Annotated in this window: 28 protein-coding genes and 1 pseudogene; 8 read left to right on the plus strand and 21 right to left on the minus strand. The window is 55.1% G+C overall.

Going from position 1 to position 26,734, the window contains the following annotated elements:
* Positions 1 to 200 precede the first annotated feature (200 nt).
* On the minus strand, positions 201 to 821 hold the full coding sequence (fklB, locus tag A4308_RS00635) for an FKBP-type peptidyl-prolyl cis-trans isomerase (RefSeq protein WP_008502892.1): 621 nt from the start codon (positions 819 to 821) through the stop codon (positions 201 to 203).
* Positions 822 to 1,054: 233 nt separating this feature from the next.
* Here fklB and A4308_RS00640 point away from each other — a divergent pair, with 233 nt between their 5' ends.
* Complete coding sequence (locus tag A4308_RS00640) at positions 1,055 to 1,693, plus strand: OapA family protein (RefSeq protein WP_045134414.1); 639 nt, start codon at positions 1,055 to 1,057, stop codon at positions 1,691 to 1,693.
* Between the two features lie 67 nt (positions 1,694 to 1,760).
* Here A4308_RS00640 and rplI read toward each other — a convergent pair whose 3' ends face one another.
* From rplI to rpsF, 4 genes are read right to left on the minus strand one after another with little or no spacing between them, the layout of a single operon-like run.
* Complete coding sequence (rplI, locus tag A4308_RS00645) at positions 1,761 to 2,210, minus strand: 50S ribosomal protein L9 (RefSeq protein ID WP_006810372.1); 450 nt, start codon at positions 2,208 to 2,210, stop codon at positions 1,761 to 1,763.
* A gap of 41 nt (positions 2,211 to 2,251) precedes the next feature.
* Positions 2,252 to 2,479 carry a 30S ribosomal protein S18 gene (gene rpsR, locus A4308_RS00650; protein ID WP_000135199.1) on the minus strand — a complete coding sequence of 76 codons (228 nt, stop codon included), beginning with the start codon at positions 2,477 to 2,479 and terminating at the stop codon, positions 2,252 to 2,254.
* Between the two features lie 4 nt (positions 2,480 to 2,483).
* On the minus strand, positions 2,484 to 2,798 hold the full coding sequence (gene priB, locus A4308_RS00655) for a primosomal replication protein N (protein ID WP_008502895.1): 315 nt from the start codon (positions 2,796 to 2,798) through the stop codon (positions 2,484 to 2,486).
* Between the two features lie 6 nt (positions 2,799 to 2,804).
* The gene (gene rpsF / locus A4308_RS00660) at positions 2,805 to 3,200 is read right to left on the minus strand and encodes a 30S ribosomal protein S6 (RefSeq protein WP_014068637.1); all 396 of its coding nucleotides are present in this window, start codon (positions 3,198 to 3,200) and stop codon (positions 2,805 to 2,807) included.
* Between the two features lie 341 nt (positions 3,201 to 3,541).
* Here rpsF and yjfY point away from each other — a divergent pair, with 341 nt between their 5' ends.
* A complete protein-coding gene (yjfY, locus tag A4308_RS00665) occupies positions 3,542 to 3,817 on the plus strand; it encodes a DUF1471 family protein YjfY (RefSeq protein ID WP_014882245.1) in 276 nt (91 codons plus the stop codon).
* Between the two features lie 140 nt (positions 3,818 to 3,957).
* On the opposite strand, the gene A4308_RS00670 is transcribed toward yjfY, so the two are convergent.
* The 6 genes and pseudogenes from A4308_RS00670 to ulaA all read right to left on the minus strand — a co-directional run bounded on the left by A4308_RS00670 (position 3,958) and on the right by ulaA (position 8,364).
* Positions 3,958 to 4,644, minus strand: a complete 687-nt coding sequence (locus tag A4308_RS00670; RefSeq protein ID WP_045134415.1) for an L-ribulose-5-phosphate 4-epimerase — start codon at positions 4,642 to 4,644, stop codon at positions 3,958 to 3,960.
* Positions 4,637 to 5,496, minus strand: a pseudogene (locus tag A4308_RS00675) (L-ribulose-5-phosphate 3-epimerase). Before A4308_RS00675 ends, A4308_RS00670 begins: the two are co-directional and overlap by 8 nt.
* 9 nt (positions 5,497 to 5,505) lie before the next feature.
* Entirely contained in the window at positions 5,506 to 6,156 is a 651-nt protein-coding gene (gene ulaD / locus A4308_RS00680; protein WP_032637676.1) for a 3-keto-L-gulonate-6-phosphate decarboxylase UlaD, read from the minus strand.
* Between the two features lie 12 nt (positions 6,157 to 6,168).
* A complete protein-coding gene (gene ulaC, locus A4308_RS00685) occupies positions 6,169 to 6,636 on the minus strand; it encodes a PTS ascorbate transporter subunit IIA (protein WP_014882241.1) in 468 nt (155 codons plus the stop codon).
* A 9-nt stretch (positions 6,637 to 6,645) separates the two neighbouring features.
* A complete protein-coding gene (ulaB, locus tag A4308_RS00690; protein ID WP_003856022.1) occupies positions 6,646 to 6,951 on the minus strand; it encodes a PTS ascorbate transporter subunit IIB in 306 nt (101 codons plus the stop codon).
* Positions 6,952 to 6,963: 12 nt separating this feature from the next.
* Positions 6,964 to 8,364 carry a PTS ascorbate transporter subunit IIC gene (ulaA, locus tag A4308_RS00695; protein WP_063308448.1) on the minus strand — a complete coding sequence of 467 codons (1,401 nt, stop codon included), beginning with the start codon at positions 8,362 to 8,364 and terminating at the stop codon, positions 6,964 to 6,966.
* Positions 8,365 to 8,723: 359 nt separating this feature from the next.
* On the opposite strand from ulaA, the gene ulaG reads away from it, so the two are divergent.
* Positions 8,724 to 9,788 (plus strand): L-ascorbate 6-phosphate lactonase, encoded by a 1,065-nt coding sequence (gene ulaG / locus A4308_RS00700; protein WP_045134418.1) that lies wholly within the window; start codon positions 8,724 to 8,726, stop codon positions 9,786 to 9,788.
* Positions 9,789 to 9,898: 110 nt separating this feature from the next.
* On the plus strand, positions 9,899 to 10,654 hold the full coding sequence (gene ulaR, locus A4308_RS00705) for an HTH-type transcriptional regulator UlaR (protein WP_014882239.1): 756 nt from the start codon (positions 9,899 to 9,901) through the stop codon (positions 10,652 to 10,654).
* On the opposite strand, the gene yjfP is transcribed toward ulaR, so the two are convergent.
* Entirely contained in the window at positions 10,651 to 11,373 is a 723-nt protein-coding gene (yjfP, locus tag A4308_RS00710; protein ID WP_045134419.1) for an esterase, read from the minus strand. The two genes, ulaR and yjfP, sit on opposite strands and share 4 nt — an antisense overlap.
* A 137-nt stretch (positions 11,374 to 11,510) precedes the next feature.
* Here yjfP and bsmA point away from each other — a divergent pair, with 137 nt between their 5' ends.
* The 3 genes from bsmA to A4308_RS00725 all read left to right on the plus strand — a co-directional run bounded on the left by bsmA (position 11,511) and on the right by A4308_RS00725 (position 14,368).
* Positions 11,511 to 11,840 carry a biofilm peroxide resistance protein BsmA gene (gene bsmA / locus A4308_RS00715; protein WP_014882237.1) on the plus strand — a complete coding sequence of 110 codons (330 nt, stop codon included), beginning with the start codon at positions 11,511 to 11,513 and terminating at the stop codon, positions 11,838 to 11,840.
* 136 nt (positions 11,841 to 11,976) lie between these two features.
* Positions 11,977 to 12,264: a DUF1471 family protease activator YjfN gene (yjfN, locus tag A4308_RS00720; RefSeq protein WP_023331857.1), complete on the plus strand. Its 288-nt coding sequence runs from the start codon at positions 11,977 to 11,979 to the stop codon at positions 12,262 to 12,264.
* Between the two features lie 172 nt (positions 12,265 to 12,436).
* Positions 12,437 to 14,368 (plus strand): methyl-accepting chemotaxis protein, encoded by a 1,932-nt coding sequence (locus tag A4308_RS00725; protein ID WP_045134421.1) that lies wholly within the window; start codon positions 12,437 to 12,439, stop codon positions 14,366 to 14,368.
* On the opposite strand, the gene A4308_RS00730 is transcribed toward A4308_RS00725, so the two are convergent.
* Positions 14,365 to 15,987: an isovaleryl-CoA dehydrogenase gene (locus tag A4308_RS00730; protein ID WP_045134422.1), complete on the minus strand. Its 1,623-nt coding sequence runs from the start codon at positions 15,985 to 15,987 to the stop codon at positions 14,365 to 14,367. The two genes, A4308_RS00725 and A4308_RS00730, sit on opposite strands and share 4 nt — an antisense overlap.
* A 193-nt stretch (positions 15,988 to 16,180) precedes the next feature.
* On the opposite strand from A4308_RS00730, the gene A4308_RS00735 reads away from it, so the two are divergent.
* Positions 16,181 to 17,455 carry an MFS transporter gene (locus A4308_RS00735; RefSeq protein WP_045134423.1) on the plus strand — a complete coding sequence of 425 codons (1,275 nt, stop codon included), beginning with the start codon at positions 16,181 to 16,183 and terminating at the stop codon, positions 17,453 to 17,455.
* An 82-nt stretch (positions 17,456 to 17,537) separates the two neighbouring features.
* On the opposite strand, the gene rlmB is transcribed toward A4308_RS00735, so the two are convergent.
* From rlmB to hflX, 8 genes are all read right to left on the minus strand, one after another.
* A complete protein-coding gene (rlmB, locus tag A4308_RS00740) occupies positions 17,538 to 18,269 on the minus strand; it encodes a 23S rRNA (guanosine(2251)-2'-O)-methyltransferase RlmB (protein WP_023331853.1) in 732 nt (243 codons plus the stop codon).
* A gap of 70 nt (positions 18,270 to 18,339) precedes the next feature.
* Entirely contained in the window at positions 18,340 to 20,784 is a 2,445-nt protein-coding gene (gene rnr, locus A4308_RS00745; RefSeq protein WP_014882231.1) for a ribonuclease R, read from the minus strand.
* 38 nt (positions 20,785 to 20,822) lie between these two features.
* The gene (gene nsrR, locus A4308_RS00750) at positions 20,823 to 21,248 is read right to left on the minus strand and encodes a nitric oxide-sensing transcriptional repressor NsrR (protein WP_014882230.1); all 426 of its coding nucleotides are present in this window, start codon (positions 21,246 to 21,248) and stop codon (positions 20,823 to 20,825) included.
* A 192-nt stretch (positions 21,249 to 21,440) separates the two neighbouring features.
* Complete coding sequence (locus A4308_RS00755) at positions 21,441 to 22,739, minus strand: adenylosuccinate synthase (protein WP_006178975.1); 1,299 nt, start codon at positions 22,737 to 22,739, stop codon at positions 21,441 to 21,443.
* 104 nt (positions 22,740 to 22,843) lie between these two features.
* A complete protein-coding gene (locus A4308_RS00760) occupies positions 22,844 to 23,041 on the minus strand; it encodes a DUF2065 domain-containing protein (RefSeq protein ID WP_003855996.1) in 198 nt (65 codons plus the stop codon).
* Positions 23,042 to 23,112: 71 nt separating this feature from the next.
* Positions 23,113 to 24,117, minus strand: a complete 1,005-nt coding sequence (gene hflC / locus A4308_RS00765) for a protease modulator HflC (RefSeq protein ID WP_013095290.1) — start codon at positions 24,115 to 24,117, stop codon at positions 23,113 to 23,115.
* A 2-nt stretch (positions 24,118 to 24,119) separates the two neighbouring features.
* Positions 24,120 to 25,379: an FtsH protease activity modulator HflK gene (gene hflK / locus A4308_RS00770; protein WP_014882229.1), complete on the minus strand. Its 1,260-nt coding sequence runs from the start codon at positions 25,377 to 25,379 to the stop codon at positions 24,120 to 24,122.
* A gap of 56 nt (positions 25,380 to 25,435) precedes the next feature.
* Entirely contained in the window at positions 25,436 to 26,716 is a 1,281-nt protein-coding gene (gene hflX, locus A4308_RS00775) for a ribosome rescue GTPase HflX (protein ID WP_023331851.1), read from the minus strand.
* Between the last annotated feature and the right edge of the window lie 18 nt (positions 26,717 to 26,734).

Here is a 26,734-nt window from a genome sequence, read left to right on the forward strand (position 1 = left end):
GCGGGATGAATACTATGATTTAGATATTATGTTAATAATATGTTGAAAGTGAGTGTCATATCACTCATACAGCGCGAAACAGCTCACAAAAATACACGCAAAAGTTTCGTTTGCAAGATAAAATATTGATAACGTCGTAACTATAGGTTTTATCACTATTTTCCTCTCCCCGAACGGAGAGAGGAAATAAGAAAAGTCGATTACAGGATTTCCAGCAGCTCGACTTCAAATACCAGGGTGCTGAATGGCGGGATGGATGCGCCAGCACCACGCTCGCCGTAAGCCAGGTTGTGCGGGATAGTCAGTTCCCATTTGGAGCCAACTGGCATCAGGGTCAGCGCTTCAATCCAGCCTGCGATCACGCCGTTGACCGGGAATTCTGCCGGTTCGCCACGCGCCACGGAGCTGTCAAACACGGTGCCGTCGATCAGTTTACCGGTATAATGTACGCGAACGTGGTCGGTACGTGCCGGGATTGCGCCGTCGCCCTGGTTGATCACGCGGAACTGCAGGCCAGACTCGGTGCTGTTCACGCCTTCACGCTCACGGTTCTCTTCCAGATATTTCACGCCTTCGGCCGCCATCTCTTCGAAACGCGCGCGACGCACAGCGTCAGCTCGTTCATGAATTTCACGCAGTGCGCGGTGAACAACGTCAACCGGAACAGCAGGCTGTTTACCTTCCAGCGCGTCAGCGATACCCGCCACCAGCGCTTCTGGTAACAGACCTTCCAGGCCGGATTCGCTCAGCTGCTGTCCTACCTGCAAGCCGATACCGTAACTTGCCTGCGCTTCGATAGTGTCAAAAGTCGGGGTGGTCATGGGTTTTCCTTCCATCACATTTAAAGTAGCGGGCAGCATAGCAGCCATGCCCTTATGGGTAAAACTTTGTCTGAAGTTAAGGTGACAAACCGCGACGAAACAGAAACAATAGAGACAACCAGGATTAATCCCGAACTGATGTCACGGATGTCGGGTTTGCTACGCCGTTCAGGCAGTTAGCAAACTATACTTCGATGCACAGGATAAAAAAGACGCGGAGCAGGAGGAGAGCCATGCCCGGGCGATTTGAACTGAAACCTACCCTGGCGAAAATCTGGCAGGCGCCGGACAATTTTCGCATTATGGACCCGCTGCCTCCCCTGCATCGCAGAGGGATTATCATTGGTGCGCTGATGGTGATCGTGGGCTTCCTGCTTCCTTCCGGCGGTGATGATGCCGATACCGCCCCTGTCACCCGCAATGCACAACTGGATATTCAGTCGCAAACGCGGCCGCAGCCTGATGCACAGCCGATGCAAACGCAACTGGTGACCCCTTCGAACGATCCGGGTCAGGTCGCGCCGGTTGAACCGGAGCCCGTCCAGGAAGATCAGGCTCAAACCTCCGCCCCGGTAGAGCAGCAGGCTCAGCAGCCTACGGGCATTGAGCAGCAGTGGCGCTCCTATCGCGTCGAGCCGGGTAAAACCCTGGCGCAGCTTTTCCGCGATCACAACCTGCCGCCGACTGACGTGTATGCCATGGCAAAAGTGGAAGGTGCGGGTAAGCCGCTCAGTAACCTGCAGAATGGTCAGATGGTACAGATTCGCCAGAATGCCAGCGGTGTGGTGACAGGCTTAACGATTGATACAGGAAATGGTCAGCAGGTGCTGTTTACCCGCCAGCCGGACGGCAGTTTTGTCCGGGCGCGTTAAAACCTGGTTCTTTAAAAAGCAAAACGCCGGCACAAGGCCGGCGTTTCAACGTGAGCAGAGTAAAAAATTACTCAGCTACAACGTTAACAACCAGTTTAGCGAACACTTCGCTGTGAACCTGGAAGTCAACTTCGTGCTCACCAGTGGTACGCAGAACGCCGTTCGGCATGCGAACTTCGCTCTTAGCCACTTTAACGCCTGCTGCAGTCACTGCATCAGCGATATCGCGGGTACCGATGGAACCGAACAGTTTACCTTCGTCGCCAGCTTTAGACGCGATGGTAACGGTGCCCAGTGCGTTGATTGCTTCAGCGCGAGCGTTAGCAGCCGCCAGAACGTCAGCCAGTTTGGCTTCCAGTTCAGCACGACGTGCTTCGAAAAACTCTACGTTTTTCTTAGTAGCTGGAACAGCTTTACCCTGTGGAACCAGGAAGTTACGAGCGTAACCCGCTTTAACGTTTACCTGATCACCCAGGCTGCCCAGGTTTGCTACTTTATCAAGCAGAATAACTTGCATTACCTTATCCTCTTAAAGTCGTATTAATGGACCGTGCCCGATTACTGATGACGATCAGTGTACGGCAGCAGGGACAGGTAGCGAGCGCGTTTGATAGCGCGAGCCAGCTGACGCTGATATTTTGCACGAGTACCGGTGATACGGCTTGGGACAATCTTACCGCTTTCGGTGATGTAGTTTTTCAGCGTTGCGATATCTTTATAGTCGATCTCTTGAACGCCTTCCGCGGTGAAACGGCAGAACTTGCGACGACGGAAATAACGTGCCATATGGCTAGTCTCCAGAATCTATCAAATCAATCTGCTCGGCATGCAGAACCATTTTGCTCAGGCCGTTCTTTGCCTTGTGGCAAGAGATGAACCCCTGAACGATTACTGCGCTACCGACCGTTAAACTGTGAGTAATGGCCTGGTTTTCGTGTCCGCTAATAATAACGGGCATTTGGCACCACGCCTGCCGGTGAAACCCGGCTTCCTCTTGCACAGAACGATGCTCAAGCACGAACTGGCAATGCGGAATTCCTGATGGACTGACCTTTCGAAGGGGAGCCCTGCATACGATGCCGGACAACGCCAGACGGTTGGTCATCAGAAATTACTCTTCAGAATCCCCAGCATCAGAATCATCTGCGGTTTCGTTTGCGAAATCATCGCGACGCTCACGGCGCTCGTCTTTCGCTTTAACCATCGGAGATGCTTCGGTAACTGCGTTTTTGGTACGCATAACCATGCTGCGGATAACGGCATCGTTGAAGCGGAAGGTAGTTTCCAGCTCATCGATCACTTCCTGCGGCGCTTCAACGTTCATCAGAACGTAGTGTGCTTTGTGCAGTTTGTTGATCGGGTAAGCCAGCTGACGGCGGCCCCAGTCTTCCAGACGGTGGATCGTACCTTCTGCACCAGTGATGGCAGCAGAGTAACGCTCGATCATACCCGGAACCTGTTCGCTCTGGTCAGGATGGACCATAAAAACGATTTCGTAATGACGCATCGAATTGCTCCTTACGGATTATTCAGCCTCCTGTCTGGGTCAGCCGAGGCCCGGGGAGGCAAGGAACGTGTTAAAGGTCGGCTGAAAAATTGACGCGTCATAATACTTGCGCGCCCCTGGAAACTCAAGCTGATTGCACAAATAATTCGCACAAAGCGTAAAGCGGGTCTAAGTGGGTGATTTAAAATTGAACACACCAGGAAGCGTTGTTTTTTTGAACAACTGCATCAGAAATGGTCACGCATCCCCGCCGTATGAATGATTACACTTTAATCAGAGAACACCTGAATTAAAGAAGGAGTATTCCCTCTCTCACAGCACGCAGTCGTGGAGCGCATATCATGAAAAAAATCGCATTAGCCATTATGGCTGCGCTTTTGCTCAGTGCAAACGCGATGGCAGCCATCAAAATAGACGGCCGGCAGGCCAGGAACATGGATGATGTGCAAAGCTTAGGCGTAATCTATATCAATCATAATTTCGCCACTGAAAGCGAAGCAGATCAGGCACTAAATGAAGAGACCGATGCCCAAGGCGCAACCTATTACCACGTGATGTTAATCCGTGAGCCCGGCAGCAACGGCAATATGCACGCCAGTGCAGACATTTACCGATAACGCTTTAACGCTAGCACCAGGAAAGCCAACAACGAGAACATAGCCATAGTTTACGTTGCCCCCTGCCCGGGGGCTTTTTTTTTAAATGGCTCTGAAATACCACCGGTTACAACTGTTTTTCGGTATTCCAGAGCACTTATTTACTTCTGCCCGTAATAGGCATTCGGGCCGTGCTTGCGCATGAAATGCTTGTTCATCAGGTAATCATCAATCCCCTGAAGCTGTGGATTTATGTCGCGGGCAATCCACGCCATTTTGGCCACCTCTTCCATCACCACAGCATTATGCACAGCGTCGTGAGCATCTTTACCCCAGGAGAACGGACCGTGTTGGTACACCACAATTCCCGGCGTATGCAGCGGTTCTGACTCACCCAGCGTTTCGATAATCACCTTGCCGGTGTTGAGCTCGTACTCGCCTTCCACCTCGGCCTGCGTTAACGCGCGCGTGCAGGGAATATCCCCGAAGAAGTAATCCGCGTGCGTCGTGCCCAGCGCCGGGATGGCAAGCCCAGCCTGTGCCCAGGCGGTGGCATGGGTTGAGTGGGTATGCACTACCCCGCCGAGGGAGGGATAACGTCGATAAAGCGCCAGATGGGTAGCGGTATCCGAAGAAGGACGCCACTGTCCCTCTACGACGTTTCCTTCAAGGTCCACGACAACCATATCGTCGACCTTCATGGTCTCATACGCCACTCCGCTGGGTTTAATGACGATGAGGCCGCGCTCTCGGTCAATCGCGCTGACGTTACCCCAGGTGAACGTTACCAGGCCATAGCGCGGCAAATCCATATTGGCTTCATAGACCTGCTGTTTAAGCTTAAGCATGTTCCACCTCCAGCAAACCTGCTCGCGCCATACGCTCGCGCACCCAGTCCCGCGCGTTTGCCACTTCCGCTGCCGGGTCGTCAGACGTCTCGCTCCACATCTCAATCAGGTAAGGCCCGCAATACCCTGTCTGCTTGAGCGTCTCGAAGCATCGTTCGAACTCCACCACCCCGGTGCCGAACGGTACGTTTTTAAACACGCCTGGACGGGTATCTTTGACGTGCACCGCCACGATATGCCCGATGCCCGCCTGCAGCTCCATCTGCACGTCGTTATCCCATGCCGACAGGTTGCCGATATCCGGATAGAGCTGGAACCACGGGTTATTCAGATAGTGCGCGTAGCCCAGTGCCTTGCTGATGGAGTTCATTAACGGGTAGTCCATGATCTCCATCGCCAGCGTCACCTGCGCGCGGCTTGCCATTTCAACGCTCTCTTTCAGACCGTCACGGAAACGACGGCGCGTTTCATCGTTGGCTTCCTGATAGTAAACGTCATAACCCGCCAGCTGGATCACACGGATACCGACATCCTGAGCAAAGCGAATGGCTTTGCGCATGATCTCCAGCCCCTGCGCCCGCACGGCATCATCTTCGCTGCCGAGGGGAAAACGACGGTGAGCGCTCAGGCACATGGACGGCACGCGCACGCCCGTTTCGGCAATGGCGCTCACCAGCGCCAGACGCTGCTCGCGGCTCCAGTCGAGGCGAGAGAGGCGTTCATCCGTCTCATCCACTGACATTTCGACAAAATCGAAACCCAGCTGCTTCGCCAGCTGTAACCGCGCCAGCCAGCACTCCCCGTAGGGAGTGCCTTTTCATAGATGCCAAGCGGAACCTGTTTTGACAACATACCCGCTCCTTAGCCCCAAAGCTGAGCGATTGAGCGTTTGAACTGACGCGCTGCTTCCACCGGAGACGCCGCGTCACGGATGCTACGACCCGCGATAAAGACGTGAATCGGGATACCCTTGAACAGCGGCAGATCTTCCAGCGCCAGGCCACCGGTCACGGTCACTTTGAAGCCCATTTCGGCCAGACGTTTAATCGCGCTGATGTCCGCGTCGCCCCACGCCACGCCAGCGGCCTGCGCATCACGGCTGCGGTGGTACACCACCTGCTGGATCCCCGCATCGCGCCACGCCTGTGCCTGCTCCCAGGTCCAGAAACCGGTCAGTTCAATCTGCACGTCGCCGTTAAACTCTTTTGCCACATCCAGCGCGCCTTTGGCAGTGTTGATATCCGCGCAGCAGATCACGGTGACCCAGTCGGCGTTGGCTTCAAAACACATGCGGGAGAGGATTTTGCCCGCGTCAGCGATTTTGGCATCAGCCAGTACGATTTTGTGCGGGTAGAGCGCCTTCAGGTCACGAACGGCGCGAACGCCTTCGCCCACGCACAGAATGGTACCCACTTCAATGATGTCTACCTCTTCGGCAATCAGGCGGGTGGTTTCATAAGCATCGGACAGCGTCTGGTTATCCAGCGCAACCTGCAACATTGGTAATGACATGTTCAATTCCTCTTAAACGGCCGCCGCAGTGGCGTTATCAATTAAATCCAGCACTTCCTGCGCGGTACGGCAGGCGCGTAAACGGTCAAAATTGGCTTCATCATCAAACAGATTGACGATCTGCATGATGCCCACCTCCTGGTGGGTATTGGCATCGACAGCCGCCATGGTGATCAGGATATCGACCGGGTCGTTATCTTCATGGTTGAAGACCAGCGGCGTTTTCAGCGTGACCAGCGCAAAGCCGGTTTTCTTCACGCCCTCTTCCGGGCGGCCGTGCGGCATAGCCAGCCCCGGGGCAATCACAAAATAGGGGCCGTGCTGCGCCACGCCATCCAGAATGGCCTGGTAATAACGCGGCTCGACAACATCCGCCTTAACCAGCAGATCCACGCTCAGCTTCACCGCTTCCTGCCAGGTGCTGGCGTCAGCCTGCAAAAGGATGGAGTCATTCTCTGCCAGCGAATCTCGTAGTTTCATGTCGGGTCCTTACTTCACGTCTTGTGGGAAGTGTTCTTTGATCACTTCCAGCAGTTTTGGTCCGAAATCCGCAGGCGACAGCATGTTGCGCACGCCCACCACATATTTGTTGCCCGACACGCTAATCTCGCCGGCAATGTGAGTTGACGCGATGATGATGTCTGCGCCGTTCAGCTCACTTTTGTATTCACCCACTGCGCAGCTGTTTACCGTGTGGTCGATGTTTGACTGGGTTAAAAACTGGTCCACTTTCATCTTCATGATCATGGAGCTGCCTTGCCCATTGCCACACACAGCCAGGATACGTACGGTCATAATCGAAACTCCTTAGTGAGCAGAAACTTCTGCTGTTTGTTTTTCTGCATCTTCTTCTGCTCGCAGCGAACGGCCAGCGAAGAACATATAAGCCAGTGCAATCAGGATGATGACGGCCATAAAGACCAGCCCGACGGACGCAAAGCCCTGCATCATCGGCGGCGCCAGGATTGACCAGTCCGCCATGCCCATCCAGGCGCTCATACCGGTGAGCTTGACCGCCCACACGCAACCGAAGATTTCCACCATCCCCATCACCAGGCAGATCTTGAGCGCTGCACGCCAGCCGCCGAAGTGGTTAGCAAAGACGCCGATGGTGGCGTTGGAGAAGAACATCGGGATAAAGCCAGGAATAATCAGGATTGAGGAGCCGCAGGCCACCAGGATACCCGCCGCAATCAGCTGGCCGATGGTGCCCCACATAAAGCCCCAGACGACGGCGTTTGGCGCGAAGCTATAGATGGCCGCACAGTCAATTGCCAGAACGGCTCCCGGGATCAGGCGCTGAGAGATGCCGTTGAAGGCTTCAGAGAGCTCGGCGACGAACATACGCACGCCCTGGGTGATAATGAAAATGGCCACCGCGAAGGAGAAACCGGTCTGCAGGATATAAATCGTCCAGTGCGTTTTGCCCGCCATCGCCTGCACAACGTCAATGCCAAAGGAGAGCAGAATGGCGCCGAAGAACAGGGTCATCACAATCGCCGTCGAGACGATGTTGTCGTGGAAGATATTCAGCCAACCGGGCATCTTGAGGTCTTCAACGCTCTCCTCTTTTTTCCCTAGCCACGGCGCAACTTTATAAGCAACCCAGGCCGCAAACTGCTGCTGATGGCCGATGGAGAAGCCACAGCCGTCGGTTACTTCCTGGGTCGGCTTGTACATCATGTTGGAGGTGATGCCCCAATAGAGCGAGACCAGCACCGCGGTGCAGATAATCGTGGTCCACATTGGGTAACCGAAGATATAGAGAGAAACCGCGATCAGACCCGCCTGCTGGAACATGATGTGACCGGTAAGCATGATGGTGCGAATACCGGTAATGCGACGCAGCAACACGTAGATAATGTTCAGCGCCAGCGCGAGCAGAACCGCGTAACCCACCCAGCTGTAGGCGTCACCCATGCGGTCAATCGTGGCCATCATAGAGGCATAAGTATCGGAAATTGCACCGTTTATACCGTAGACCTCCGCCATTTTGGCGACGACTGGCTTAAACGTGCTGGTCAGGATGCCTGACCCCGCCTGCAACAGCATAAAACCGATAATGGTCTTAATCGTGCCTTTGATGATCACGCTGACGCTTTTACGCAGCAGGATGTAACCCAGGCACGTCACGATACCCAGCAGCAGCGGGGCGTTGGTCATTACCTGATTGAAGAAAACGGTAAAGACGTTGTAGAGGATCTCCATAACTCTCTCCAGAAATGAGAACACGAGGGGCAATCCCTGTGTGGTTGGTGTCATCACTCTAGTAATCACAAATAATCATCACAAGATTGAATTTGATTATTTGTGACGTATCACGCAAATTATTTCCATGGTGTTAGTAATGGTTTTCACTACCGCACAAACAAAATGAATTATTCTTTATAATTCATGTAATTAATCATTAACAGCGGATAGTCTAACAAGGATAAAGCGAAGTATCTGTGATATCGCACAGTTAAAATTACGCACTTTTGTCATTGCAAAGCACGTCAAATGGTGCCAGAGTTAATCACAACAAATCGCCATATGATTACTTTTGATTAAAACCAGGAGTCAAAACGATGAGTAAAGTGAACACCATCACCCGTGAATCATGGATTCTGAGCACCTTCCCGGAGTGGGGTAGCTGGCTGAACGAAGAGATCGAACAGGAACAGGTTGCTCCTGGTACTTTTGCCATGTGGTGGCTGGGCTGCACCGGTATCTGGCTGAAATCCGAGGGTGGCGCCAATATTTGCGTCGATTTCTGGTGCGGCACAGGCAAACAGAGCCACGGCAATCCGTTGATGAAAAAAGGCCACCAGATGCAGCGCATGGCCGGCGTGGAAAAACTGCAACCGAACCTGCGTACCACGCCGTTTGTGCTCGACCCTTTTGCCATTCGCCAAATCGATGCCGTGCTCTCCACCCACGATCACAACGATCATATTGACGTGAACGTGGCGGCGGCAGTAATGCAAAACTGCGCGGACGACGTGCCGTTTATCGGGCCGCAGACCTGCGTGGATCTCTGGATTGGCTGGGGCGTGCCAAAAGAGCGCTGCATCGTGATGAAGCCAGGCGACGTGGTGAAAATCAAAGACATTGAAATTCACGCCCTGGATGCCTTTGACCGTACCGCACTGATTACGCTGCCGGCTGACCAGAAAGCCGCAGGCGTTCTGCCGGACGGCATGGACGAGCGCGCCGTCAACTACCTGTTCAAAACCCCTGGCGGTTCCCTGTACCACAGCGGCGACTCACACTACTCCAACTACTACGCGAAGCACGGTAATGACCATCAGATTGACGTGGCGCTGGGCTCCTACGGCGAGAATCCACGTGGAATTACCGACAAGATGACCAGCGCCGATATGCTGCGTATGGCGGAAGCGCTGAACACCAAGGTCGTGATTCCGTTCCACCACGACATCTGGTCAAACTTCCAGGCCGATCCGCAGGAAATTCGCGTGCTGTGGGAGATGAAAAAAGACCGCCTGAAGTACGGCTTCAAGCCATTTATCTGGCAGGTAGGCGGCAAGTTCACCTGGCCGCTGGATAAAGACAATCTTGAGTACCACTACCCACGCGGTTTCGATGATTGCTTTACTATTGAGCCAGACCTGCCGTTTAAGTCCTTCCTCTGATTATCCGGCCACATCGCCAGACCCTGAGTCTGGCGATTTCATATTTATTTTAGTAATTTCACGCTATTTCAAATATCATCTTTTCAAATCAATTCTTATCGGAATAGCTCATGACGGAAGCGCAACGGCATCAAATTTTACTGGAACTCCTGGCGCAAACAGGGTTTATCACCGTCGAGAAAGTGATCGAACGTTTAGGCATCTCCCCCGCCACCGCGCGGCGGGACATTAACAAGCTGGATGAGAGCGGCAAACTGAAAAAAGTCCGCAACGGCGCAGAAGCCATCAGCCAGCAGCGTCCACGCTGGTCGCCGATGAATATCCATCAGGCGCAGAATCACGATGAAAAAGTGCGGATCGCCAGAGCCGCCTCACAGCTGGTGAACCCGGGTGAGAGCGTCGTCATCAACTGCGGGTCTACGGCATTTTTGCTGGGCCGCGAGATGTGCGGCAAGCCGGTGCAGATCATCACCAACTACCTACCGCTCGCCAACTATCTTATCGACCAGGAGCATGACAGCGTGGTGATCATGGGCGGCCAGTACAATAAGAGCCAGTCCATCACCCTTAGCCCCCAGGACAGTGAAAACAGTCTTTACGCCGGGCACTGGATGTTTACCAGCGGCAAAGGCCTGACTGCTGACGGTTTATATAAAACCGATATGCTGACTGCAATGGCAGAACAAAACATGCTGAACGTTGTGGGCAAACTCGTCGTGCTGGTCGACAGCAGTAAAGTCGGTGAACGCGCAGGCATGCTGTTCAGCCGCGCAGAACAGATCGACATGGTGATCACCGGCAAAGGGGCTAACCCCGAGATCCTCCAGAAACTGGAAGATCAGGGCGTCAAAATCCTGCGGGTTTAAAGGTGCTGGCGGAAAAACGCCACCGTGGCCTCCAGCGCCGCTGGCGTAATGCGGTGGCGGACGCCCGATTCCCACAAACAGGTCAGATTGCCGTCCAGTCCCTCACGCTTTAGCGCCTGCTGCAGGCGAAAGGTGCCGTCAGGCGGTACTACGTCATCTGCGTCACCGTGCCACAGCAGAAGCGGACGATCGGCCACGCGCGGCAGTGCGTGAGTCACTTCCCAGTCAGCCAGCTTCGCCGTCATTTCCGTCAAATCTTGCGGGGGAAAAAGCGTCTTCGCCAGCGACGTAAAGTAGCCGGAGCCCATCAGACAGGCGACGGATCTCACTTCAGGATGATGCGTCATAATCCCCAGCGCCGTCATGCCGCCCATCGAGGCCCCGGCAACCGCCAGCCGGTTATCGGCCACCAGCCCTGCGTCATAAAGCGCATCGCGCAGCCCGGAAAACTCGGTCAGACTGCCGTGCAGAATGGGCCAGAACTGACCAAGCCGCGCCTGTTCATCCCCCGTAAAGCGCGCACCGTGATCGGGGGCATCCGGCATGACGACACGAAAACCGGCCTGCGCCAGCGCCACCGCAAAATAACTGTAAACCAGCTTTGACGAGGTAAATCCATGATAAAAAACCACAACTGGCAGCGGTTTATCACGTTTCCCCGTCGGCATGGCGTGTAAAATTTCATGGTCGCCGAGACGGCGTATTTCAATTTCAATCATTGTCGACCCTGTACGAATGAATGATTCATAATGTTGAGAACTGGGTTACGGTTTCAGGCTATTTTCATTCGAAAATTACGCCCCAGATAACACTTCGGGAACATTCCCCCAAAACGAAATTCGCAGACAACTACACTATGGCTATCAGGAAAAGAGATATGGTTATGCACAGGTTTGCAGCTTTATTGCTGGTGCTTCTTCTCAGTGGCTGTAGCGCACTGCAGGGAACGCCGCAACCCGCTCCCCCGGTTGCCGATCACCCGCAGGAGATTCGTCGTAATCAGACAGAAGGATTACAACGAATGGGCACCGTCTCCGCGCTGGTTCGCGGTTCTCCGGATGACGCAGAAGAGGCAATAAAGGCACAAGCCGTCGCCGCCAAAGCAGATTATTACGTCATTATTATGGTCGATGAAACCATCATTACGGGGCAGTGGTATTCACAGGCCATTTTATACCGTCAGTAATGGTTTTCCTTTGAACGACATTTACACTGCTTTGCGTCCATAGACATTTTCCTGTCCACAATAAACTCCATGCCCGCGTCAATGGAAAGGAGTTTATTCGCGAAGGATTGCCCGGCGGATACCGGAGATATGTGAAATGGAGCTGACGATGAAACGAACTCTTGCTTTGACCTCTCTGTTGCTCTCAGCAGGCCTGGTGAGCACCACCGCGCAGTCAGCAGAATTTGCCAGCGCGGATTGCGTAACAGGTCTGAATGAAATAGGCCACATCTCCGTCAATAACATTTCGGGGAGCCCGCAAGATGTTGAACGTATCGTGGCATTAAAAGCCGATGAACAGGGTGCGTCATGGTATCGCATCATCCAGATGCAGGAAGATAACCATGTCGACCACTGGCGGGTACAGGCCATTCTCTACGTCTAAGCACCTTCCTGATAAAAGCCACTTATTTTTAGTGGCTTTTCGTCTTTGCAAATTTTTTATCTTTTACAAAACCATATAAAAACAATTCAATAACATTTTGTTACACTAATTCAGTAAACGTAATCCCCGCTCTGCCGTTGAAGAACCATACCTTTTCAATGATGAGCAATTTATGATCAATTTTTTCCGCCGTGCGGGCCTCGGGACAAAGCTATCGCTGCTGACGGGCGTCAGTGTTGCCGTGCTGTTTCTGCTTTTCACTTTCCTGCTCAGCCAAAAAGCCAGCCAGCAGCTTGAAGCCCTCGCGGTAGAAGACCTGCATAACCAGTCCACCGGTATGGTCGATATGGTGCAAATGTTCAACACCAGCCTGAGTGAAGAAGTCGAAAGCTATACCAGACTGTTTACGACTTTTTTGCCCCAGCCATTTAGCGTCGATACGCTTCAGACCCGGACAATTAACGGGCTCAATGTTCCTCTGCTGAAAGGCGGGGACACGGAACTCCATGAAAATACCACTTTTTCTGACGACTTCCTGAACCGAACGGGGGCCATCTCCACGCTATTTGTTCGCAGCGGTAACGACTTTATTCGCGTCGCCACCTCCCTGCGTAAAGAGAATGGCGAGCGGGCAATGGGGACCGTTCTGGATACCTCCAGCCCGGCCTTTGCCGCCGCCAATAAAGGTGATGTCTACCGTGGCCTGGCGCTGCTGTTTGGCAAACGCTATATCACCCAGTACCAGCCGGTGAAAAACGCCGAAGGTCATGTCATTGCGATCGTCTTTGTCGGGGTGGACATTAGCCACTCCTGGAACGTCATGCGCGAGAAAATCCTCAACCGCCGCCTGGGCGAGAGCGGTCACTTCTTCGTGCTGGATCGCAGCAACGGCAAAACACGCGGGCAATACCTGTTCCACACCACGGAAGAGGGACAACTGCCGAAGTGGGACAGCGCGACACAACAGCAGCTTCTGGATGATAAACCCGGCACCCTGGAGCGCGTAAGTGACGACGGACGGACGCTGAAAATGGCCTATACCCCGCTACCCGGCTGGAACTGGACTATCGTGGGCGAAGTGGATAAGTCAGTGCTGCTTTCAAGCGTCACCGCCATGCGCGATCGCTTCCTGCTGGCCGGTGTGGTCTTGTCGGTCCTCTTTGCAGGCCTGTTCGTGGTCCTTATTCGCCGTATGCTGACGCAACCGCTGCGCAACGTGATCCAGCTTGCACGGCAGTATGCCGACGGCGATCTTCGCTCCAGCCTGCCCGTGACGCGCCGGGACGAGGTCGGACAGCTGATTGACGCCATTAACGGCATTGGCGGCGGGCTGCAAAAAATTGTTCTGCAGGTTCGCGAGGCTGCAGGTGAGATCCAGACGGGGACTAACGCGCTGGCCTCCGATACCGGCGAGATCTCAGAGCAGATCAACAAGCAGGCCAGCAGCGTGGAGGAGACCTCAGCCAGCATGGAGCAACTGGCCGCGACCGTACAGCAAAATGCCGCCAACATGGAGCAAACGCAGCAACTGGTGGGAGAAACCTCACGCGCGGTTCACGAGGGGGGTGAAACGGTAACCCATGCGGTTGCCACGATGGATGACATTCGCGAAGCGTCAAAACGTATCGAAGATATTACCCGCGTGATTGAGTCCATCGCGTTTCAGACCAATATTCTGGCGCTGAATGCGGCGGTAGAAGCGGCACGTGCAGGCGAGCACGGAAAAGGTTTTGCGGTGGTTGCCCAGGAAGTTCGCGCGCTGGCGGGCCGGAGCGCCAACGCGGTGAAAGAGATAGAACAGCTGATTGGCGATACGCTGAGAAAAGTGAGCGAAGGTCACGCGCTGTCTGAACAGACGCGTCTGGCTATGGATTCCATCATCGTTCATATCGATAACATCAGCCAGCTGGTCACCGAAATTAACCATGCATCGCGCGAGCAATCCGCGGGGATTGGCCAGGTGAATCTCGCCATGACCCACATTGGTGAAGCGTCACACATCAACGCCGATCGCGTCTCGCGCAGCGAACAAACCGCACACACGCTGCGCGAGAAAGGTTTACACCTTACCCAACTGGTCAGTCTGTTCCAGCTTAAACGCTAGCCAACCCTGCCCGTGGCGCGCAGCAGCAAATCGCTTTGCACCTGCTCGCTCATCAGCGTACCGCCACGGGTATCCAGCATCATGCGGCACCACGCCTGCGCCACGGGCGGCGATGCGTGCCGCAGCATCTGGCTCCCGGCTCCCAGCAAGAAAAGCTGCTGCGCGATCTCCCGCCCCTGCGCCTCCTGTGGTTTACGCAGCTTTTGCTGAAGCTGGCGCCAGCTACGGTCAAAGTGTCTGTCCTGCCCTTTGACCTGCGCAAACTCATCGGCCAGCAGGTCGTGGATCCCGGGCTGCTTCGTCAGCACGCGCAGCACGTCCAGGCACATGATATTGCCTGAGCCTTCCCAGATACTGTTCACCGGCATTTCGCGATACAGGCGGGGAAGCTCACTCTCCTCGCAGTACCCTACGCCGCCCAGCACCTCCATCGCCTCTGCCACAAACGGGATACCCGCTTTGCAGACGCTAAATTTCGCGGCCGGCGTAAACAGCCGTGCCCAGGCCGCCTCTTGCGGATCCACGCGTTTATCCCACGCGCGGGCGAGACGGAACAGCAGTGCCGTTTGCCCCTCCAGCATCAGCGCCATGCGGCTTAAGACCTCACGCATTAACGGCTGATCGATGAGATTTTTACCGAAGGTTTGCCGCTGATGAGCGTGGTACAACGCCACAGACAGCGCCCGGCGCATTAAACCATGGCTGCCCAGCGCGCAGTCGAAGCGCGTCAGACCGCCCATTTTGAGGATCTGCCGTACCCCTTCCCCTTCTTCCCCCAGCAGCCAGCCGGAGGCATCAAGAAACTCCGCCTCGCTGCTCGCGTTGGAGCGGTTCCCGAGCTTGTCCTTCAGGCGCTCCAGCCGTACGGCGTTACGTTGTCCGTCAGGTAAAAAGCGCGGGACAAAAAAGCAGGATAAGCCACCTTTTGCCTGAGCCAGCACCAGATGCGCATCACTCTGCGGGACGGAGAAAAACCATTTATGGCCTACCAGACGGTAGCTACCGTCGCTGCATTTTTCCGCTTTGGTGGTGTTGCTCAGGACATCGGATCCCCCCTGCTTTTCCGTCATCCCCATGCCGATCAGCAGCCCGCGTTTTTGCCCACCCGGCACGAGATGGGGATCGTAGCGATCGCTCATCAGCGGCGTTAACCATGCATGAAACGGTTTAGGTAGCGACTGTTGCAACAGCGGCGTGGCGGCGAAGGTCATGGTGACGGGGCAAAGCGTGCCGGCTTCAACCTGCGCATGCAAAACAAACCGGGCCGCTCTGGCCACAAAGGAACCTCTTCGCGCCTCCTCTTCCCACGCCAGGTTATGTACCCGGTTGGCACAGAGCCCCTGCATCAGGAGGTGCCAGGCGGGGTGAAAGCGAATATCGTCCAGCCGCTCTCCGGTGGCGTCGTAGCGTAACAGCTCCGGTGGGTTGACGTTGGCCAGCCTGCCCAGCTCCAGCGACTCTGCGGTCCCTAACTGCTGCCCGATACTGGCGAGCAGCTCGCTATCCCACTCGGCCCCCTCGCGGGAAACCGCGTCACGCAGGGCGCAGTCGGAGAGGAAAAGGTTGCTGTTTGAAAGCGGTGCCGGTTGATTGAAAACGGTATGGGTCTGCCAGTGCATGCTGTCTCCCTCCTTCAGTGGCAATGAGGATAAGTATGGACAGGCCGCGTGCACGCTGCATGGGAGGGGGGTCACAAGCTGGCGATCCCGCTGATATCATTCGTGAAATAGCTCACAGAACATAAGAATAAACTATTTCATCACTCCGCTTTTGTTGAATAATTTATTCTTACCCCTTTCAGTGAGGATCGTTATGCAACCGGATGCGCACAAGCGAGCATTAATTGCAGGCTCCATTGGTAACTTCATCGAGTGGTATGAGTTTGCGGTCTACGGTTTTATGGCGACCGTGATTGCCAGAAACTTCTTCCAGCTCGAGGGAGAAGCGGGACTGACCAGCCTGATCCTCACCTGGGCCTCGTTTGCTATCGCGTTCTTCTTCCGTCCCCTGGGTGCGGTGGTATTTGGCCGCATCGGCGACAGGATTGGCCGGAAACCGACGCTGATCATTGTGCTGGTACTGATGACGCTCGCCACCACAGCCATTGGTCTTGTGCCCGTCTACGCCAGCATAGGCATTGCCGCACCGCTGATCGTTACGCTGCTGCGCATTTTGCAGGGATTGTTCGCAGGCGGAGAGTACGGTGGTGCAGTTTCGTTGATGACAGAGTTCGCTCCACGCGGCAAGCGCGGTCTGTATGGCGCGTGGCAGTCCTTTACCGTGGCGCTCGGGCTGCTAGCGGGCGCGGGGATTGTGGCACTGCTCTCCGCCCTTCTCACGCCTGAGGCATTACATGACTGGGGCTGGCGTATTCCATTCTTCCTTGCGCTGCCGATGGGGGCTGTCGCGCTATGGCTGCGTGTGAGTATGGAAGAGACGCCGAGCTTTGTGCAGCAGAAGGAAAAACCGGTTGTGGCTCAGGCCAGCACCTCCGCCACGCTCAAAACGATTCTGATGGGCATTTGCCGGGTCATGGTCTGGTCGGCGGCAGGGTATACCTACCTGGTGATTATGCCAACCTATCTCCAGTCGGCGCTACACACCGGGTTTAATCAGGCACTGCTGATAGCGGTGATTTCGAATATCGGCTTTGCGCTGACCATCATTCCCTCGGGTATCCTGAGCGACAAGATTGGCCGCCGCACGGTGATGATGATTGCCACCGCCCTGCTGCTGATCCTCGCCCTGCCGCTGCTGAAAATGTTGCAGGCTGAGTCCGCCACGCTGGCCGTTAAAGCGATGGTGGTGCTAATTGCGGGCGGACTGGTGGGGATGCTGGCAGGACCGGGGCCGGCGATGCTGTCTGAAATGTTCCCGACGCGCGTGCGTTATACCGGTCTGGGGCTGGCGTATTCCCTGTCAAACGCGATCTTCTCGGGCTGTGCGGGACTGATTATTACCGGATTAATTAAAGAGACGGGCAACCTGGATATTCCGGCATATTACGTGATGGCAACGGCGGTGGTGAGTATTTTCGCGCTGATGACGCTGCGAAAGGATGACCATTTGCGGTCGTTAGAGGAGTGAGGTTGTTTTGCCGGGTGGCGGCTTCACCTTACCCGGCCTACAAAAACGCAGGCCCGGTAAGCGAAGCGCCATCGGGCGAAAATCAGCTACGCTGACGCACCGCTTCAAACAGGCAGATGCCCGTCGCCACAGACACGTTCAGGGACGACACGCTGCCCGCCATCGGGATGCTGATCAGCTCGTCGCAGTGCTCGCGCGTCAGACGGCGCATACCTTCACCTTCCGCCCCCATCACCAGCGCCAGACGTCCGGTCATTTTGCTCTGGTACAGAGTATGATCTGCCTCACCCGCGGTACCGACGATCCAGATATTCTCTTCCTGCAGCAGACGCATGGTACGCGCCAGGTTGGTTACGCGGATCAGCGGAACGTTTTCCGCTGCGCCGCAGGCCACTTTCTTCGCCGTCGCGTTCAACTGCGCGGAGCGATCTTTCGGTACAATCACAGCATGCACACCTGCCGCATCCGCGCTACGCAGGCATGCGCCGAGATTGTGCGGATCGGTTACGCCATCAAGGATCAGGAAGAACGGGTTATCCAGTGCGGCAATAAGATCCGGCAGATCGTTTTCCTGATACTGACGGCCCGGCTTCACGCGGGCAATAATGCCCTGGTGAACCGCGCCTTCACTTTTCTCATCCAGGTACTGACGGTTCGCCAGCTGGATCACCACGCCCTGCGCTTCCAGCGCGTGGATCAGCGGCATCAGACGTTTGTCTTCACGCCCTTTCAGAATAAACACTTCCTGAAAACGCTCCGGTGCGCGCTCGAGAAGGGCCTGCACCGCGTGGATGCCGTAAATCATTTCACTCATTGATGGTTCTCATTATGACTGTTCTTTCCCCTCTCCCCCCTGGGGAGAGGGTCAGGGTGAGGGGCGGAACTTACTCCGCCTGTTTTTTCTTCGCTGCACGTTTTGCTTTGGTGGCAGCAGCGATTTTCTGCGTCTTCGCAGAAGGTTTTTTCGCTGAGCGAGCGTCTTTCTTCGCCGCCTTCGGCTTTTGCTTCTTCTCGCCGCGGAACGCGCTGTCTGGCTCGAAGTTTACCTTCTTACCCGCCTGACGACGTTTACCGCCGCCCGGTTTACCGTTTCCGCCTTTTTTCGCCCGTTCACGCTCGGTTTTACCGACGTTACGCGGCGCACGCTCGCTGGAGATGAGGCTGAAGTCGATTTTACGGTCGTCCATATTCACGGCTTCAACTTTCACTTCCACACGGTCGCCCAGACGGTAGGTCTGGCCGCCCGATTCGCCAATCAGGCGTTGACCAACCTGGTCGAAGCGGTAGTAGTCGTTATCCAGGCTGGAGACGTGCACCAGACCGTCGATAAATAGCTCGTCCAGACGCACGAAGAAACCAAAGCCGGTCACGCTGGCAATCACGCCTTTAAAGACGTTGCCCACCTGGTCCAGCATAAAGTCACACTTCAGCCAGTCCGCTACGTCGCGCGTGGCTTCATCAGCACGACGCTCGGTCATGGAACAGTGCTGACCGAGCTGCAGCATCTCTTCCATCGAATAGTGGTAACCGCCGGTTTCGGTAGTGTTCCCTTTATGGCCCTGCTCCTGCGCCAGCAGATACTTGATCGCGCGGTGCAGAGAGAGGTCAGGATAGCGACGGATCGGCGAGGTGAAATGCGCGTAAGACTGCAGCGCCAGGCCGAAGTGTCCCCGGTTTTCCGGATCGTAAATCGCCTGCTTCATCGAACGCAACAGCATCGTCTGCAGCATTTCTGCGTCAGGACGGTCGCCAATGGACTCCAGCAGCTCGGCGTAATCGCGCGGTTCAGGCTTGTTGCCGCCAGGCAGCTCCAGACCCAGTTCCGCCAGTACTGAACGGAACGCGGTGATGGCTTCCGTTGACGGCTTATCGTGAATACGGAACAGCGCCGGCTCTTTGGCTTTCTCAACGAAACGCGCTGCCGAGATGTTCGCCAGGATCATACACTCTTCGATCAGCTTGTGCGCATCATTACGCTGGGTCTGCTCGATACGCTCAATGCGACGCTCTGCGTTGAAGATAAACTTCGCTTCTTCGCTCTCGAACGAGATCCCGCCGCGCTCTTCGCGTGCCTGATCCAGCGTTTTGTAGAGGTTATGCAGTTCTTCAATATGCTTGACCAGCGGCGCGTATTGTTCGCGCAGATCCTGGTCGCCCTGCAGCATATGCCAGACCTTGGTATAGGTCAGACGCGCATGGGAACTCATGACCGCTTCATAGAACTTGTAGCCGGTTAAGCGCCCTTTGGTGGAGATGGTCATCTCACACACCATACAGAGGCGATCAACCTGCGGGTTCAGGGAGCACAGGCCGTTAGAGAGCACTTCCGGCAGCATTGGTATTACCTGAGAGGGGAAATACACCGAGGTACCACGGCTGCGCGCTTCGTTATCCAGCGGGGTGTGCGGGCGAACATAGTAGCTCACGTCCGCAATCGCCACCCACAGACGCCATCCGCCACCGCGTTTTTTCTCACAGTAAACGGCATCATCGAAGTCGCGGGCATCTTCGCCATCAATGGTGACCAGCGGCAGGGAGCGCAGATCCACGCGGCCCACTTTGGACTCTTCCGGCACTTCTTCACGCAGACTTTCGATCTGATCTTCAACCGCTTTCGGCCAGATGTAGGGGATCTCATGGGTGCGCAATGCCATATCAACGGCCATGCCAGTGCCCATGTTATCGCCCAGGACTTCCACGATTTTACCAACCGCTTTGGTGCGACGCGTTGGGCGCTGAGTGAGTTCTACCACAACCACAAAGCCCATGCGTGCGCCCATCACCTCTTCAGGCGGGATCAGGATGTCAAAGCTCAGACGGCTGTCGTCCGGCACCACAAAGCCCACACCCGCATCAGTGAAGTAACGGCCAACAATCTGGCTGGTTTTTGGCACCAGTACGCGCACCACGCGCGCTTCCCGGCGACCTTTACGGTCAGCACCCAGCGGCTGCGCCAGGATCTGGTCGCCGTGGATACACATTTTCATCTGTTCAGATGACAGATACAGGTCATCTTTGCGGCCTTCCACGCGCAGGAAGCCAAAGCCATCACGGTGCCCAATCACGGTGCCTTTCAGCAAGTCGAGGCGTTCAGGCAGCGCGTAGCACTGGCGGCGGGTAAAGACCAGTTGCCCGTCGCGCTCCATGGCACGCAGGCGACGGCGAAGGGCTTCAATTTGCTCTTCACCTTCAATATTTAATTCAACGGCAAGTTCTTCACGATTGGCGGGTTTTTCGCGTTTTGTTAAGTGTTCAATGATGAACTCGCGGCTGGGGATAGGATTCGCGTATTTTTCGGCTTCGCGTTCCTGGAAAGGATCTTGTGACATGTCGGTTCCTCCGTTGTCAGCTCCGGTGGAAATTTTCTTCATTCCACCAGCAATAATTTATAAAGCGGTTGATTCTCTTCAACCAAATCGGCCAGCGTGTAGTTATCCAGTTCCTTGAGAAAACTTTGCACAGCCTTAGAAAGCGCCTGTTTCAGGCGGCAAGCGGGTGTAATGTGGCAAAACTCACTGCTGCAGTTCACCAGAGACAAGGGCTCCAGTTCGCGTACCACATCCCCGATGCGAATACTCTGCGCCGGTTTACCGAGACGGATCCCCCCATTCTTCCCGCGGACGGCAGCAACGTATCCGGCACGACTAAGTTGATTGATTATTTTGACCATATGATTACGAGATACGCCGTATACCTCCGTCACTTCAGAGATACTGGTCATCTTCCCATCGGGTAACGACGCCATGTAAATCAGCGCACGTAAGCCGTAATCGGTGAAACTTGTTAACTGCACATCAACCTCAGGAAAAAGGGAAAACGCGGTCAAACCGCAGAGATATTCATTAATGATGATAAACCAGCCAGATAGATAGCGGCTAATTTATTTGACAGACGGGGCGAAAAAGCGGAGATCCAGGAGCGGTCGCCGGATGGCGCTACGCTTATCCGGCCTACGAGTTTCCCCGCAGGCCAGCATTCACGAAGATTATGCGTCGAACGGGTCGCGCAGGATCATCGTTTCAGTACGATCCGGGCCGGTAGAAATAATATCGATCGGCACTTCGGTCAGTTCTTCAATACGCTTGATGTAATCCAGCGCCGCCTGTGGCAGGCCACTACGCTCTTTCACACCGAAAGTGGTCTCAGACCAGCCCGGCATGGTTTCGTAAATTGGCTCAATGCCTTCCCAGTCATCAGCGGCCAGCGGAGTCGTGGTCACTTCACGACCGTCAGGCATACGGTAGCCGACGCAGATTTTCACTTCTTTCAGGCCGTCCAGCACGTCCAGCTTGGTCAGGCAGAAGCCAGACAGGGAGTTGATCTGCACGGCACGACGCACAGCAACCGCGTCCAGCCAGCCGGTACGACGACGACGACCGGTGGTCGCGCCAAACTCGTTACCCTGCTTGCAGAGGAACTCGCCGGTTTCATCGAACAGCTCGGTCGGGAATGGACCTGCCCCCACACGCGTGGAGTAAGCTTTGATGATGCCCAGAACGTAATCGACATAACGTGGACCCAGGCCAGAGCCGGTCGCCACGCCACCTGCGGTGGTGTTAGAAGAGGTTACGTACGGATAGGTACCGTGGTCGATGTCCAGCAGCGTACCCTGCGCACCTTCGAACATGACGAAATCGCCACGCTTGCGCGCCTGGTCCAGCAGATCGGACACATCAACAACCATACCGGTCAGAATGTCTGCAATCGCCATGACGTCATCCAGCACTTTCTGGTAGTCAACAGCGTCAGCTTTGTAGAAGTTCACCAGCTGGAAGTTGTGATATTCCATCACTTCTTTCAGTTTTTCAGCGAAGGTGGCTTTGTCGAAGAGATCGCCCACGCGCAGACCGCGACGTGCCACTTTATCTTCATAAGCCGGGCCGATACCACGACCGGTCGTACCGATCGCTTTCGCACCACGTGCTTTCTCACGCGCGACGTCCAGTGCCACATGATAATCCAGGATCAGCGGGCAGGCTTCGGAGAGCAGCAGACGCTCACGAACAGGGATACCACGGTCTTCCAGACCTTTCATCTCTTTCATCAGCGCAGCGGGAGACAGCACAACGCCGTTACCGATGATGCTGGTGACGTTTTCGCGAAGAATGCCTGATGGAATAAGATGGAGGACGGTTTTTTCACCGTTGATTACGAGAGTATGGCCTGCGTTGTGACCGCCCTGGTAGCGTACAACATATTTAGCCCGTTCAGTCAGAAGATCAACAATCTTCCCTTTACCTTCGTCACCCCATTGGGTGCCCAGTACGACGACGTTGTTACCCATTTTTTTCAAAATCACCGTTTGCTTAAAAATGGATTCTACCATCGCTTTTTCAGATATACAGCACTTTTTGACCTCAAAATACGCCAAATCCGACCACTTTTTGATCAGCCAATCGTTTTCCTCAACATGTAGTAGATAACGATGCCAGCAACCACAAGTCCACCGCCGAAACGGCGCAAAATATTATCCGGAAGTTGGCTCATGGTCGCGATCATGCGGCGCCAGGCACGCGGATAAAGCATCGGTCCCAGGCCTTCCAGCACTAACACCAGGGCCAGCGCCAGCCAAATGGTTGAATTCATTTTTATTCCTTATAAAAGAAAACCACCGCTCCGGAGGGAGCGGTGGTTTGAATACTCAAACGTGCCAGAGTTTATCGTGTTGCGTTAGTCGGCGTCTTCATATAACGGAAGAAATCGCTGTCCGGGCTGAGCACCATCACATCCTGGTTGCTCTGGAAGCTATTCTCGTAAGCACGCAGGCTACGGATAAAGGCGTAGAAGTCGGGATCCTGGCTGAAGGCATCAGCGAACAGCTTCGCCGCTTCCGCATCACCTTCACCGCGCAGAATACGGCCCTGACGCTCAGATTCCGCCAGCGTCTTGGTAACTTCGTAGTCCGCTGCCGCACGCAGCTTCTCAGCCTCTTCCTGGCCTTGTGAACGGTGGCGACGGGCTACCGCTTCACGCTCGGCGCGCATACGGTTGTAGATCGCTTCGGACACTTCAGCTGGCAGGTTGATCTGCTTGATACGCACGTCAACCACTTCGATACCCAGCGCAGCCATACTGTTCGGGTTGATCACCGGCACTTTACCGTTGGTTTCAGCCTGAACGCGTTCAGCTGCTTTCGCAATCGCGTCATCCGCTGCTGGCGTTTCCACTTCGTCTTCCGTGCCCGCTGTACCGGAATTCAGCGCATCGCGCACTTCCAGGGTCAGACGACCGCGGGAGTCGGTCACGATGTCTTTCACATCCAGACGACCAATTTCAGAACGCAGACGGTCAGAGAACTTACGTTTCAGCAGCACTTCCGCCTGAGAAACGTCGCCACCGCCGGTTGCCAGGAAGTAACGGCTGAAATCGCTGATGCGCCATTTGATGTAGGAATCAACGATCAGGTCTTTCTTCTCTTTGGTCACGAAACGGTCAGCCTGGTTATCCATAGTCTGGATACGCGCATCCAGCGTTTTCACTGACTGAATGAACGGCACCTTGAAGTGCAGACCCGGTTCGTAAATCACCGGACGTTTGTCACTGTCACGCACGACGCTGCTGAACTGGAACTTGATCCCACGCTCGCCCTCTTTCACCACAAAGATCGAGGTATACAGCACGACCAGTACGATGACGATGATCGCAATAACTGACTTACGCATCCTTATTCCCCCTGACGCTGGTAGTCGTTACGCTGCGCGTTAGCACGGCGTTGGTCCATAATGTCACCATCGTTCGAAGAAGGCGTTGTGTTCGCGCTGGCGCTGCCCGATGACGCTGGCGGCAGACGCAGCAGGTTGTTTGCTCCGCTGGTGTCTTTCGCGGCCGGCGCAGAACCGCCTTTCAGCATCTGATCCAGCGGCAGCACCATCAGGTTTCCACCTTTGCTGTCGTTAACCAACACTTTGCGGGTATGGCTCAGCACTTTTTCCATGGTCTCGATATAGAGACGCTCACGGGTAATTTCTGGCGCTGCTTTATATTCCGGCAGAATCTTCGCGAAGCGAGCCACTTCACCCTGTGCTTCCAGGATGGTCTGCGTCTTATACGCGCGTGCTTCTTCCAGAATACGCTGCGCCTGACCGTTAGCACGTGGCTGAACTTCGTTGGTGTACGCTTCCGCTTCACGGATGTACTGCTGTTCGTTTTCACGGGCAGCAATTGCATCATCAAATGCGGCCTTCACCTCTTCCGGCGGACGAGCAGCCTGGAAGTTAACGTCCAGCAGGGTGATACCCATGTTGTACGGACGAATGGTCTCCTCCAGCTCGCGCTGGGTATCGCTACGAATAACGGTACGACCTTCGGTGAGAATGCGGTCCATGGTGTATTTACCAATCACACCACGCAGGGCGCTATCAGTCGCCTGACGCAGGCTGTCATCGGCGCTGGTTACGCTAAACAGATAACGTTCAGGATCGGTCACGCGGTACTGGACGTTCATCTCAACGCGCACCACGTTCTCATCAGACGTCAGCATCACGCCAGAGGCGGCCAGTTCACGGACGGACTCCACGTTTACCGCTGTCACGTCGTCAATGAAGGTCGGCTTCCAGTTCAGGCCCGGCTCAACCAGATGGCTGAACTTACCGAAACGGGTGACCACGCCGCGTTCTGCTTCTTTAATGGTGTAGAACCCGCTGGCTGCCCAGATGATTACCACCGCAGCGGCCACAATGCCCACTACGCGGCCACCCATTGGCGGGCGCGGACTCTGAGTGGAATTACCCCCTGAGCCAGAACCTTTTCCTCCGCCCAGGCCACCAAGCTTTTTGCTCAGCTTGCGGAAGATATCATCCAGATCCGGCGGCCCCTGCTCGCGACCACCTTTATTGCCATTTCCCCCAGAGTTGCCGCCTTGATTATTGCTGCTTCCCCACGGGTCGCGGTCTTGTCCGTTATTACCGGGCTGATTCCACGCCATGTATATGCTCCATATTTGTTATGCAAGGGCGAATTTTTCAGGCTTCCCCTTTCTGATCAGACGATATAGTCCGCCAGCGCAGGTTCTTGTTTACAGAGGCGACGCCAGTCAACGATCGGCATACGCACCTGCATCCCCACGCTGCCGTCATCCTCCATCCACTCTTTTTCTATCGCCTGAAGCTGATAAAACCGGCTGCGCAGCCTGCCTTCCTGTGGCGGCAGGCGCAGCGTGTGCTGCGCTACCTCACCGGAAAGACGTTCTGTCAAAGCCTGGAAAAGCAGTGGCACACCAATACCGGCCTGAGCAGAAAGCCAGACCCGAATCGGTTTGTTCTCTTCATCTCGGTCGATACGCGGTTCGAAATCCTCCAGCATATCGATCTTGTTCATCACCAACAGCGTGGGAATTTCGTGGGCATCAATCTCTTCCAGCACCACGTTCACCGCGTCGATGTTCTCCTGCACGCGTACGTCAGCCGCATCAATCACGTGCAGCAGCAGGGTCGCCTGTCGCGTCTCCTGCAACGTCGCTTTAAACGCCGCCACCAGATCGTGTGGCAAATGGCGGATAAACCCTACGGTATCCGCCAGCACCGTTTCACCCACGTCTGCTACGTCAATACGACGCAGCGTAGGGTCCAGGGTCGCAAACAGCTGGTCTGCGGCATAAACCTGGGCCTCGGTTATCTGGTTAAACAGGGTGGATTTACCGGCGTTGGTATAACCCACCAGCGACACGGTCGGGATGTCAGCTTTGGTTCGCGCCCGACGCCCCTGTTCACGCTGTTTCTCTACACGTTCCAGACGCGAGAGGATCTGGGTAATACGGCCACGCAGTAAACGACGGTCGGTTTCGAGCTGGGTTTCACCCGGACCGCGCAAACCGATCCCGCCTTTTTGTCTTTCAAGGTGGGTCCAGCCACGCACCAGACGCGTCGCCAGATGGCGCAGCTGTGCAAGCTCAACCTGCAATTTCCCTTCATGGGTACGTGCACGCTGAGCAAAAATGTCTAAAATCAATCCCGTGCGGTCGATCACACGGCATTCGCAGAGAGCTTCCAGGTTGCGCTCCTGGGCTGGAGACAGCGCATGATCAAACAACACGACTGACGCGCCGGTTGCTTTTACGGCATCCGCAATTTCTACTGCTTTACCTTCACCAACAAAATACTTTGGGTGCGGCGCTTTACGGCTACCGGTAATCACCTGCATTGCTTCGACACCGGCGGAAGAGACCAGAGATTCAAACTCCTGGAGATCTTCCATATCTTTGTCTTGCGAAAAATAGATGTGTACCAGCACCGCCTGCTCACCGGCATCATAACGGTCAAACAAGCGTAAACCTCTCTAAAA

Source organism: Enterobacter sp. ODB01 (assembly GCF_001623605.1).
GTDB classification, from domain to species: Bacteria; Pseudomonadota; Gammaproteobacteria; order Enterobacterales; family Enterobacteriaceae; genus Enterobacter; species Enterobacter kobei.

Coding starts and splice junctions, on each gene's coding strand:
- fklB (WP_008502892.1), bottom strand. CDS start 821: ATGACCACCCCGACTTTTGACACTATCGAAGCGCAGGCAAGTTACGGT.
- A4308_RS00640 (WP_045134414.1), top strand. CDS start 1,055: ATGCCCGGGCGATTTGAACTGAAACCTACCCTGGCGAAAATCTGGCAG.
- rplI (WP_006810372.1), bottom strand. CDS start 2,210: ATGCAAGTTATTCTGCTTGATAAAGTAGCAAACCTGGGCAGCCTGGGT.
- rpsR (WP_000135199.1), bottom strand. CDS start 2,479: ATGGCACGTTATTTCCGTCGTCGCAAGTTCTGCCGTTTCACCGCGGAA.
- priB (WP_008502895.1), bottom strand. CDS start 2,798: ATGACCAACCGTCTGGCGTTGTCCGGCATCGTATGCAGGGCTCCCCTT.
- rpsF (WP_014068637.1), bottom strand. CDS start 3,200: ATGCGTCATTACGAAATCGTTTTTATGGTCCATCCTGACCAGAGCGAA.
- yjfY (WP_014882245.1), top strand. CDS start 3,542: ATGAAAAAAATCGCATTAGCCATTATGGCTGCGCTTTTGCTCAGTGCA.
- A4308_RS00670 (WP_045134415.1), bottom strand. CDS start 4,644: ATGCTTAAGCTTAAACAGCAGGTCTATGAAGCCAATATGGATTTGCCG.
- ulaD (WP_032637676.1), bottom strand. CDS start 6,156: ATGTCATTACCAATGTTGCAGGTTGCGCTGGATAACCAGACGCTGTCC.
- ulaC (WP_014882241.1), bottom strand. CDS start 6,636: ATGAAACTACGAGATTCGCTGGCAGAGAATGACTCCATCCTTTTGCAG.
- ulaB (WP_003856022.1), bottom strand. CDS start 6,951: ATGACCGTACGTATCCTGGCTGTGTGTGGCAATGGGCAAGGCAGCTCC.
- ulaA (WP_063308448.1), bottom strand. CDS start 8,364: ATGGAGATCCTCTACAACGTCTTTACCGTTTTCTTCAATCAGGTAATG.
- ulaG (WP_045134418.1), top strand. CDS start 8,724: ATGAGTAAAGTGAACACCATCACCCGTGAATCATGGATTCTGAGCACC.
- ulaR (WP_014882239.1), top strand. CDS start 9,899: ATGACGGAAGCGCAACGGCATCAAATTTTACTGGAACTCCTGGCGCAA.
- yjfP (WP_045134419.1), bottom strand. CDS start 11,373: ATGATTGAAATTGAAATACGCCGTCTCGGCGACCATGAAATTTTACAC.
- bsmA (WP_014882237.1), top strand. CDS start 11,511: ATGGCTATCAGGAAAAGAGATATGGTTATGCACAGGTTTGCAGCTTTA.
- yjfN (WP_023331857.1), top strand. CDS start 11,977: ATGGAGCTGACGATGAAACGAACTCTTGCTTTGACCTCTCTGTTGCTC.
- A4308_RS00725 (WP_045134421.1), top strand. CDS start 12,437: ATGATCAATTTTTTCCGCCGTGCGGGCCTCGGGACAAAGCTATCGCTG.
- A4308_RS00730 (WP_045134422.1), bottom strand. CDS start 15,987: ATGCACTGGCAGACCCATACCGTTTTCAATCAACCGGCACCGCTTTCA.
- A4308_RS00735 (WP_045134423.1), top strand. CDS start 16,181: ATGCAACCGGATGCGCACAAGCGAGCATTAATTGCAGGCTCCATTGGT.
- rlmB (WP_023331853.1), bottom strand. CDS start 18,269: ATGAGTGAAATGATTTACGGCATCCACGCGGTGCAGGCCCTTCTCGAG.
- rnr (WP_014882231.1), bottom strand. CDS start 20,784: ATGTCACAAGATCCTTTCCAGGAACGCGAAGCCGAAAAATACGCGAAT.
- A4308_RS00755 (WP_006178975.1), bottom strand. CDS start 22,739: ATGGGTAACAACGTCGTCGTACTGGGCACCCAATGGGGTGACGAAGGT.
- A4308_RS00760 (WP_003855996.1), bottom strand. CDS start 23,041: ATGAATTCAACCATTTGGCTGGCGCTGGCCCTGGTGTTAGTGCTGGAA.
- hflC (WP_013095290.1), bottom strand. CDS start 24,117: ATGCGTAAGTCAGTTATTGCGATCATCGTCATCGTACTGGTCGTGCTG.
- hflK (WP_014882229.1), bottom strand. CDS start 25,379: ATGGCGTGGAATCAGCCCGGTAATAACGGACAAGACCGCGACCCGTGG.